This window comes from Oscillibacter sp. (assembly GCF_031978065.1).
Lineage (GTDB): Bacteria > Bacillota > Clostridia > Oscillospirales > Oscillospiraceae > Oscillibacter.
In genome coordinates, this window is sequence record NZ_DALZCH010000116.1 from 1 (window position 1) to 9,637 (window position 9,637).

The 9,637-nt window shown below is 59.9% G+C and carries 10 protein-coding genes; all 10 read left to right on the forward strand.

The genetic code is table 11. From position 1 onward, the window contains the following. Positions 1-1,906 (forward strand): endopeptidase La (gene lon / locus RTK01_RS14110; protein WP_312281583.1); only part of this gene is annotated, 1,906 nt, incomplete at its 5' end. 158 nt (positions 1,907-2,064) lie between these two features. Next, positions 2,065-2,646 (forward strand): ribosome biogenesis GTP-binding protein YihA/YsxC, encoded by a 582-nt coding sequence (yihA, locus tag RTK01_RS14115; RefSeq protein WP_312281591.1) that lies wholly within the window; start codon positions 2,065-2,067, stop codon positions 2,644-2,646. 129 nt (positions 2,647-2,775) lie between these two features. Continuing rightward, complete coding sequence (gene pyrH, locus RTK01_RS14120; protein WP_312281584.1) at positions 2,776-3,492, forward strand: UMP kinase; 717 nt, start codon at positions 2,776-2,778, stop codon at positions 3,490-3,492. Positions 3,493-3,497: 5 nt separating this feature from the next. Next, positions 3,498-4,055 (forward strand): ribosome recycling factor, encoded by a 558-nt coding sequence (gene frr, locus RTK01_RS14125; RefSeq protein WP_312281585.1) that lies wholly within the window; start codon positions 3,498-3,500, stop codon positions 4,053-4,055. Then, positions 4,055-4,807: a polyprenyl diphosphate synthase gene (uppS, locus tag RTK01_RS14130; RefSeq protein ID WP_312281592.1), complete on the forward strand. Its 753-nt coding sequence runs from the start codon at positions 4,055-4,057 to the stop codon at positions 4,805-4,807. Before frr ends, uppS begins: the two co-directional genes overlap by 1 nt. Before the next feature lie 27 nt (positions 4,808-4,834). Further along, complete coding sequence (locus RTK01_RS14135; protein WP_312281586.1) at positions 4,835-5,713, forward strand: phosphatidate cytidylyltransferase; 879 nt, start codon at positions 4,835-4,837, stop codon at positions 5,711-5,713. 90 nt (positions 5,714-5,803) lie between these two features. Further along, the gene (locus RTK01_RS14140) at positions 5,804-6,949 is read left to right on the forward strand and encodes a 1-deoxy-D-xylulose-5-phosphate reductoisomerase (protein WP_312281587.1); all 1,146 of its coding nucleotides are present in this window, start codon (positions 5,804-5,806) and stop codon (positions 6,947-6,949) included. 62 nt (positions 6,950-7,011) lie between these two features. Continuing rightward, entirely contained in the window at positions 7,012-8,082 is a 1,071-nt protein-coding gene (locus RTK01_RS14145; RefSeq protein WP_312281588.1) for a site-2 protease family protein, read from the forward strand. A gap of 14 nt (positions 8,083-8,096) precedes the next feature. After that, on the forward strand, positions 8,097-9,134 hold the full coding sequence (gene ispG, locus RTK01_RS14150; protein ID WP_312281589.1) for a flavodoxin-dependent (E)-4-hydroxy-3-methylbut-2-enyl-diphosphate synthase: 1,038 nt from the start codon (positions 8,097-8,099) through the stop codon (positions 9,132-9,134). A gap of 63 nt (positions 9,135-9,197) precedes the next feature. Further along, a partial coding sequence (locus RTK01_RS14155) for a hypothetical protein (protein ID WP_312281590.1) occupies positions 9,198-9,637 on the forward strand: 440 nt, incomplete at its 3' end.

Genomic DNA, 9,637 nt, shown 5'->3' on the forward strand with positions numbered 1-9,637 from the left:
ACAAATGCGGGCTGAGGAACGGCAGAGCTTATTAGAGGAGACTTCCGCCTACGTCCGGCTACGCAAACTCAACGAGTTTTTGGCACGGGAGAACGACGTGCTGGCTTTTGAGGGCGAAATGGAGAACAAGGTTCGTTCTCAGCTTGCCCGGTCCCAGCGGGAGCAGATTCTGCGCGCCCAGATTCGGGTGATGCAGAGCGAGCTTGGCGAAAGCGAAGACGGGGACGAGGAGCTGGACGAATACCGCATGCGCATTCTTCGGCTGGACTTGCCGGAGGACACGGAGGCCCACCTGATGAAAGAGGTGGATAAACTGGGTAAGCAGCCCTATTCCAGCGCCGAGAGCGCGGTGATCCGCAATTATCTGGACGTGTGTCTGGAAATGCCATGGAACACCGTGACCCGTGAGCGGCTGAATGTGGAAGCTGCCAAAAAAATTCTGGATAAAGACCATTTCGGCCTTGAAAAGGTAAAGCAGCGGATTGTGGAGACGATTGCCGTGCGCCAGATGAACCCGGAGGGGAAGGGGCAGATTCTCTGCCTCGTCGGCCCTCCCGGCGTGGGCAAAACCTCCATCGCCGTCAGCGTTGCCAAGGCGCTGAACCGGAAGCTGGCCCGGCTGAGCTTGGGCGGCGTCCGGGATGAGGCGGATATCCGGGGCCATCGGAAAACCTACATCGGCTCCATGCCGGGGCGGATTATCGAAGCCATCAGCCGCGGCAAGTCTATGAACCCGCTGCTGCTGCTGGACGAAATCGACAAGCTGGGCAACGACTTCCGGGGCGACCCGGCATCCGCTTTGCTGGAGGTGCTGGATTCCGAGCAGAACCACGCTTTCCGGGACCACTTTATGGAAATTCCGGTGGATTTGAGCCGTGTCATGTTCATCACCACCGCCAACACCACCGACACCATTCCCCGTCCTTTGCTTGACCGGATGGAGATTATTCAACTGGGCAGCTATACCGACGAAGAAAAGCTGCAAATTGCCAGAAATCACTTGATTCCCAAGCAGATGAAGGAGCACGGGCTGAAAAAGTCCCAACTCAAGATAGACGATGAGGCCATCCGCGCCCTGATTCGGGATTACACAAGAGAGTCCGGCGTGCGCATTCTGGAGCGGCGGATTGCCGCCCTGTGCCGCAAGGCGGATTTGAGGCTGCTCACCGGCGAGACGAAGCGCGTCGCCGTGGCGGAAGCGGATTTGCACGGACTGCTGGATATGTCTCCCTACCCCCCTGCCCTCCACACGGAACGGGAGGAGATTGGCGTGGTCAACGGGCTTGCATGGACCGAGGTTGGCGGCGAGATCCTGGAGGTGGAGGCCAATGTGATGGACGGTACCGGAAAACTGGAGCTGACCGGAAATCTGGGCGACGTGATGAAGGAATCCGTTCAGGCGGCGCTGAGCTGCCTGCGCAGCCGGACCGCAGTTTATGACATTGACCCGGAGTTTTACAAGAACAAGGACGTTCACGTCCACTTTCCTGAGGGGGCCGTGCCCAAGGACGGACCGTCCGCGGGCATCGCGGTGGCCACGGCGCTGTGCTCCGCCCTCACCGAACGGAAGGTCCGGGCGGGCATCGCTATGACCGGGGAAATCACTCTGCGGGGCAGGGTGCTGGCTATCGGCGGACTGAAGGAGAAGACCATGGCGGCGCTGCGCAGCGGCGTGAAAACGGTGCTGATTCCGGCGGACAACGTGCGGGATTTGGAGCAGATTGACCAGACCGTCCGTGCCGCGCTGGAGTTTATCCCTGTGGGAAATGTGGATGAGGTGCTGAGCCGGGCGCTGTGCTCCGCTCCCATCAGGAGCAGGACGGAAAAGGCAACGGAACCGGAGCAGACCGTGGTGGCGGCTTTCGCCCCTTCCCGGGAATCCGGCGGAGACGCGTTGCGGCAATAAGAATATGTTTGGCGGGGCCGCGCATGCGGCTTCGGTGCGGCGGGCGGCAGAGCCGCGCGTAATGAGGACCGGCGGCTTTGTCACCGGTCCCGTCCCTGCGCTTTGCGGGACGGAGCATTTAAAAATAAAAGTGAGGAAGTGAGTTCCCGGTGAATTTTATGAAGGCGGAATTTGTCCGCTCGGCGGCAGACCCCAAGGATTTCCTGCGGGACGGACTGCCACAGATGGCCTTTGCGGGCCGGTCCAATGTGGGCAAGTCCTCGGTGATCAACCGTCTGGTGGGGCGGAGAAACCTTGCCTATGTGGGCGCGACGCCGGGAAAGACCACCCAGATCAACTATTTCAAGGTTGACGGCAAAGCATGGCTGGTGGATTTGCCGGGATACGGCTATGCAAAGGTGAGCCGGACGGAAAAGGAGCGGTGGGGTCGTCTGATGGAGCGCTATTTTCAGGACGAGGGCGACATTCTTACCGTGGGCGTTCTGATTGTGGACGCCCGCCACAAGCCCACCGCCGACGATGTGATTATGCACGGCTGGTTTCGGGAGAGCGGCTGCCCCGAGATCGTGATTGCCAACAAGTTGGACAAGCTGAAGGCCCGTGAGGTGGAGGGAAATCTGGCCCTGATCCGCCAGACGCTGGAAATGGTGGACGACGAGCCTCTGGTGCCCTTTTCCGCAGAGAAAGGCACGGGGCGGGAGCGGCTCATTGGTCTGCTGGAGGCTGCCTGCGCAAAGTGAAATGGCGGCAACGGCACAGGGGGCGGCAGTCTCCTGTGCTTTTTCTTGAAAAAACTTGCTTTTCCCCTTTCCAAAGGCCGTGAAATTTGATAGAATAGCGCTATCTGAAATACAACGGAGGTTTGCAAGATGGCAAAACCTGTATACAAGCGCGTCCTGCTGAAAATCAGCGGAGAGGCGCTGGCTGGGGATAAGCACACGGGTCTTGATTTTGAAGTAATCGGCAGAGTGTGCGACGTGATTGGGCGGTGCATCGCCATGGGCGTTCAGGTGGGCGTCGTGGTGGGCGGCGGAAACTTCTGGCGCGGGGTGAAGGACGGCGGCGGAAAGATGGAGCGCACCCGGGCCGACCACATGGGCATGCTGGCAACGGTTTTAAACTGCCTTGCGGTGGCCGATGTGATGGAGCAGCGGGGTGTGGAGGTTCGGGTGCAGACCGCCGTGGAGATGCGGTCCTTTGCCGAGCCTTATATCCGCTCGAAGGCCATCCGGCACCTTGAAAAGGGGCGTGTGGTGATTTTTGGCTGCGGCACCGGAAACCCCTATTTTTCAACAGACACCGCCGCTGTTCTGCGGGCGGCTGAAATTGGGGCAGATGTGATTCTGCTTGCCAAGAATGTGGACGGCGTGTATTCCGCCGACCCGGCCAAGGATCCCTCCGCAGTGAAATACGACTCGATTACCTATGACGACGTGCTGGCCCAGCATCTGACGGTGATGGACTCCACGGCTACATCCCTGTCCATGGACAACCACATTCCCGTGCTTTTGTTTGCCCTGAAGGACCCTGAGAATATTATCCGCGCCGTGTGCGGGGAAAAAATCGGAACGATCGTAAAGGAGTGACCGTTATGCAGAAAGAGGAGTACAAGATTTACGAGGACAAGATGAAAAAGAGCGTCGAGTCCGTAGCGGCGGATTTTGCCGCCGTGCGTGCCGGCCGGGCCAACGCCGCCGTGCTGGACCGCATCAGCGTGGATTATTATGGGACCCCCACGCCGATTCAGCAGATTGCCTCCATCGCCTCGCCGGACCCCCGGTCTTTGGTGATTCAGCCCTGGGACGCATCGGCTTTGAAGTCCATTGAAAAGGCCATCCAGAACTCGGATTTAGGCATCAACCCCCAGAACGACGGAAAGAGCCTGCGTTTGGGTTTCCCCCAATTGACGGAGGAGCGGCGTAAGGAGTTGGTGAAGCAGATTCACAAGTACGCGGAAAGCGGAAAGGTGGCTGTGCGCAACATCCGCCGGGATGCCATGGAAGCGTTTAAAAAATTGGAAAAGGCCACGGAAATCACCGAAGACGATTTGAAGCAGGCGGAGAAAGACCTTCAGAAAATGACGGACGACAGCTGCAAAAAGCTGGACGAAATGCTTGCTGCCAAAGAAAAGGAATTGATGGCAATTTGATGATCAACGAAATTTCAGGCAAGCAGGCGGGGCAGGTGGACAAAAGCCGCCTGCCCCGCCACATTGCCATTATTATGGACGGCAACGGCCGCTGGGCGAAAAGGCGGGGTCTGCCCCGCACCGCCGGACACAAAGCCGGGGCGGAAACCTTTCGGAAAGTTGCCACCTACTGCAAGAATCTGGGCGTTGAGTATTTGACGGTGTACGCCTTTTCCACGGAGAACTGGAAGCGGTCCGAAACCGAGGTGGGCGCCATCATGGCGCTTTTAAGGCGGTATCTTTTGGAAGCCATTGATTCCATGGAACGGGACAGCATCCGGCTGAAATTTTTCGGAGACATGACGGCTATCCCCCCCGAGCTCCGCGCTTTGGCCCGGGAGACAGACGAAATTACCGAGCATCTGGGCCGGGACGCCTTTCAGGCCAACATCTGCCTGAATTACGGCGGACGGGACGAGCTTTTGCGGGCTGCACGGTGTTTTGCCGCCGACTGCGCCGCCGGGCTGCGCAAGCCTGAGGAACTGGACGAGGCCGCTTTTTCCGGATATCTGGACAGCGCGGGCGTTCCAGACCCCGAGCTGATTATCCGCCCCAGCGGCGAGCTGCGGCTGAGCAATTTCCTGCTTTGGCAGTGTGCCTATTCCGAGTTTTATTACACGGATGCCCTCTGGCCGGACTTTGACGAGGCGGAGATTGACCGGGCCGTGGCGGCCTATCAGAAACGGGACCGCCGGTTCGGCGGCGTGAAGTGAGCTGCTTCACAGATAAGGATTGATGGTATGTTCAAACGGGTGATGGTGGCGGTGCTCGGCATTCCGGCGCTGATTTTCGTTTTGGGGTTTGCGCCCCCTGCAGCCACCGTGGCGCTGAGCATGGCTCTATGCGGTGTGGGCGCGTGGGAATTGGCCCGCGCGGTGCTGAAAAAGGGCGGGGAGAAGCTCCAGCGGCTGACGGTTCTGGCGGCAACGGTGGTACCGGTGGTCCTCTATGAGGAATTTGGCGCAGGCGGGGATGGAAAGGCGCGGTTGGAGATTCTGGCGGACATTCCGCGCCCTGCTGTGCTGGAAAACCTGCCACTGACGGCGGCGCTGGCGCTGGCGTTTGTACTGCTGGCGTTTCTTGGCGCGATTCTGGACTATACGGCGGAGGAACGAATTACATTTTCGGATGTGACTGCCGCCATTTTTTCCGGGCTGGTGTTTCCGCTGATGCTCTCCTGCTTGCTGCTGCTGCGGCTGGAGGAGGCCGGGCGGCTGCTGGTGTTTGTCCCCTTGGGGATTTCGTTTGGAAGCGACACCTTCGCGCTGTTTGCAGGGATGCTTTGCGGCAGGCACAAGCTGACTCCCGTCAGCCCCAAGAAAACAGTGGAGGGGGCCGTAGGTGGTCTGCTTGGCGGCGTTGTCGGGCTGGCACTGGTCAACTTCGTGGGGTTGTGGCTGCTGGATATGGCACTTTTGCCTTGGTGGCAGGTGCTTGTCGTGGGCCTTCTGGGCAGCGGAGCGGGCCAGATCGGCGATTTGAGCTTTTCCGTGATTAAGCGGGAATTCGGTGTCAAGGATTACGGGAAGCTTTTACCGGGACACGGCGGCGTGCTGGACCGGTTTGACAGCGTGACCTTTGTGGCGCCGCTTGTCTGGCTGGCCCTCGGCGTTCTGTGAAAAGGGGCGGGCGCGGACGCGCCTGCGCAATACGGGACGCTGAAAAAAGAGTCTATTGCCCATAGGGCATCGACGTAAGGCGGTGACGATATGACAAAAACAATTTCACTGTTAGGCTCCACTGGCTCCATCGGGCGGCAGACGCTTGATGTGGCGGAGCAATTGAATCTGGGCGTGGAGGCGCTGGCCGCCAGGGGTGGAAATTTGGAGCTTTTGGAGCGGCAGACGCGGCAGTTTCTGCCGCGTCTTGTGGCGTTGTACGATCCCGTAGCGGCAGAGCAGTTTAAAAGCCGGGTAGGGGACCTGCGCGTAAAAGTCGTCTCCGGGCCGGAAGGGCTTTTGGAGGCGGCGACGATTGACGGCGCGGACACGGCGGTGGCCGCCGTGGTGGGCATGGTTGGACTTGGTCCTACGCTAGCTGCCATTGAACAGGGAAAGCGCATTGCTCTTGCCAACAAGGAAACGCTGGTGTGCGCCGGGGAGCTGGTGATGGACGCAGCGGATCGGCACGGGGTGGAGATCGTCCCGGTGGATTCCGAGCATTCCGCTATTTTCCAGTGCCTGCGGGGCTGCGAGGACCGGCGGGAGGTAAAGCGTCTGCTGCTGACCTGCTCCGGGGGCCCGTTTTACGGGAAGGGCTTTGCGGAGCTTGAGGGCATGACAAAGCAGGATGCTTTGCGGCACCCGAATTGGAAGATGGGGCCGAAAATCACGGTGGACTGCGCAACGCTGATGAACAAGGGCCTGGAGGTCATCGAGGCCATGCGTCTTTACCGTCTGCCGCTTTCTCAGGTGGATGTGCTGATTCATCGGCAGAGCATCGTTCACTCTCTGGTGGAGTATCGGGACGGGGCGGTGCTGGCCCAGTTGGGGACGGCGGATATGCGCCTTCCCATTCGCTATGCGTTTACCTATCCCCGGCGGGGGGAAAATCCGGCGGAGCCGCTGGACCTTTTGACCTGCCCGCCCCTGACTTTTGCCGCGCCGGACCGGGAAGCATTTCCCTGCTTCGCGCTGGCAGAGGCCGCCGCGGAAGAGGGTGGCACCGCCTGTGCCGTTTTAAACGGAGCCAACGAAGAAGCGGTGGACTTGTTTTTGCAGGAGAAAATCGGCTTCAACGACATTTCCCGGCTGGTGAAAAAAGCGCGGGAGGCCGTCCCGGTGGTATATCATCCCACTCTTTCGGATATTCTGAAAGCGGACGCCGACGCACGGCGGGCGATTCTTTCGCAGTGAAGCTTCCCGGAGACGGGAAACGCCGCAGGGGCGGCATCGGAACAGTTTAGTTAGGAGTATTTATGACAATTGTCTACATTCTCACGGCGATTCTCATGTTTGGCGTGCTCATCGCGCTCCACGAGCTGGGGCACTTTCTGGCCGCCAAGGCCTGCGGCGTGCAGGTCAACGAGTTTTCCATCGGCATGGGTCCGGCCCTTTTCAAAAGACAGCGGGGAGAGACGCAGTATTCCCTGCGCGTCCTCCCCGTGGGCGGCTACTGCGCCATGGAGGGAGAGGATGAGGATTCTGAGAATCCTCGGGCCATTACCCGCCAGAGCTACTGGAAGCAGTTTATCATTTTTGTGGCGGGGTCCCTTTCTAATTTCCTGACAGGCTTTTTGATTCTCTTGATTCTCTACTCCGGGGCCGAGGCATTTTACGTGCCAACCGTTGCCGGGACAGCGCCGGAGTTCACCGCCGCCGAAGAGGAGACGCTGCAAGCGGGCGATCAGCTTTGGGCCATCAACGGCGAGCGGATTTACGTCAGCGGCGACGTGGCCCTTATAATGCGGGTGAACGCCGGAAAAGAGAAACTGGCCGTGACGGTGCTGCGGGACGGGGAAAAGGTGTCCCTCACGGGCATTCCCCTGCAAACCTGCACCGGACAGGACGGCAAGCCCTATCAGGGCTACGGCTTTTTCTACGGCAACGAAGCCGTGCCCGCCACGGCGCTGGGCAAGGTGAAAATCGCGTGGTACAACACTGTGGATTTCGTGCGGACCGTGCGCATCAGCCTTCAGATGCTGGCGCGGGGGGACGCGGGACTCAAGGACATGAGCGGCCCGGTGGGCATCGTCTCCACCATCACGCAGGTGGGGCAGGCATCGGAAAGCGCTCGGGACGCGCTGGACAACATCCTCTTTTTCACGGCGCTGATCGCGGTGAATCTGGCGGTGATGAATCTTTTGCCCCTTCCGGCGCTGGACGGCGGACGGGTACTGTTTTTAACGGTGGACGCCATTGCCATGGCGCTCTTTAAAAAGCGCATTCCCGAAAAATACGAAAACGCCATCAATTACGGCGGTCTGGTGGTTCTGCTGGGCTTTATGCTGATTGTGACGCTTCACGACGTTTCCCGGCTGTTCGGCTGAGGGAGGGAGTACCGATGACAAAACAATTGCTGGTGGGCGCCATCCCCGTGGGCGGCGGCGCGCCGGTTAGCATTCAATCCATGTGCAGCACGAAAACCGACGACGTGGCCGCTACCGTGGCCCAAATCAAAGCGCTGGAGAATGCCGGGTGCGAGCTGATTCGGGTGGCCATTCCCGACAGGGCGGCGGCAGAGGCCGTGGATAAAATTAAAGAGCAAATTTCCATTCCGCTGATCGCCGACATTCATTTTAATTACAAATTTGCGCTGACGTGCGCGGAGCGGGGGATTGACGCAATCCGCATCAATCCCGGCAACATCGGCGGAGCGGAAAAGGTGAAGGCGGTGGCGGACATCTGCCGCCAGAAGCGCATCCCCATCCGCATTGGCGTGAACGGCGGGTCGCTGGAGCGGGAGCTGCGGGCAAAATACGGCGGCGTGACGGCGGAGGCGCTGGTGGAAAGCGCGTTGGGCCATGCGGCCCTGTTAAACCAGTTTGACTTTGACGACATCTGCATCTCCGTGAAATGCTCCGACGTGCCGCTGACCATCGCAGCCTATCGGCTGCTTGCGGAGCGGACGGAGTATCCCCTCCACCTTGGCGTCACCGAGGCGGGAACGCCGTCCATGGGGCTGATTAAGTCCGCCATGGGAATCGGCGGGCTGCTGTGCATGGGCATTGGAGACACCATCCGGGTGACGCTGACGGCGGACCCGGTGGAGGAGATTTACGCGGCGAAAAAGATTCTCCGGGCCGCGGGGCTGCGCCACGACGGCGTGAACCTGATTGCCTGCCCCACCTGCGGGCGGACACGTATTGATTTAATTCCTCTGGCGGAGGAGGTGGAGCGGCGGCTGGACGGCTGCCGCAAGCCCATTACCGTGGCGGTGATGGGCTGTGCCGTCAATGGTCCCGGTGAGGCCGCCGCTGCCGACATCGGCATCGCGGGAGGCGATGGGGAGGGCCTGCTTTTCCGAAAGGGAGAGGTCCTCTGCAAGGTTCCGCAGGAGCGGCTGGTGGACGCGTTGATGGAGGAGATTGAGAAGCTGTGAAAATCGCGGGGAAACTGGCGGTTTGGACGATACATTGAGAGCGGGTTAGGATTGAGAGAAGCTATGTCAAAAATCGCATTTTCCAACATATTTCCGGACGTAAGGCCGCTTCCGCCTCTGCGGGCGAAGCTGGACGGGGCCATGCTGGTCGGCGCGGCCATCGACAGGGCGGAGCGTACGATTGAGCTGCAAATGGAAACCCGGGCGGAACTGGGCGGAGACGAGATTCGGGCGCTGGGACAGGAAATCTGCACAGCATACGGGTTTGCCGACGCGCGGATTGCCTGCGCGTGCTGTCCGATAGAGCCGGCGCGGGAAAAAACGCAGGGCGCGACCCAAGCCGGATCGGACGGAGGACGGGGCGCGGAAAAGAAACGAGACGGGGCCGTGGGCGAAGTGTTTTACGGGGAGAAAAAGCCCGTGGGAAAAACCGAGCCCGTGGGGACGCTGGACCTAAAAACCGGAAAGGCCGCCGTAATCAGCAAAATTTTTGCCTTTGAATG

Excerpts from the sequence above, each read along its gene's own strand:
- RTK01_RS14140 (WP_312281587.1), top strand. The coding sequence starts at position 5,804 with ATGACAAAAACAATTTCACTGTTAGGCTCCACTGGCTCCATCGGGCGG.
- uppS (WP_312281592.1), top strand. The coding sequence starts at position 4,055 with ATGATCAACGAAATTTCAGGCAAGCAGGCGGGGCAGGTGGACAAAAGC.
- RTK01_RS14135 (WP_312281586.1), top strand. The coding sequence starts at position 4,835 with ATGTTCAAACGGGTGATGGTGGCGGTGCTCGGCATTCCGGCGCTGATT.
- frr (WP_312281585.1), top strand. The coding sequence starts at position 3,498 with ATGCAGAAAGAGGAGTACAAGATTTACGAGGACAAGATGAAAAAGAGC.
- yihA (WP_312281591.1), top strand. The coding sequence starts at position 2,065 with ATGAAGGCGGAATTTGTCCGCTCGGCGGCAGACCCCAAGGATTTCCTG.
- pyrH (WP_312281584.1), top strand. The coding sequence starts at position 2,776 with ATGGCAAAACCTGTATACAAGCGCGTCCTGCTGAAAATCAGCGGAGAG.
- ispG (WP_312281589.1), top strand. The coding sequence starts at position 8,097 with ATGACAAAACAATTGCTGGTGGGCGCCATCCCCGTGGGCGGCGGCGCG.
- RTK01_RS14145 (WP_312281588.1), top strand. The coding sequence starts at position 7,012 with ATGACAATTGTCTACATTCTCACGGCGATTCTCATGTTTGGCGTGCTC.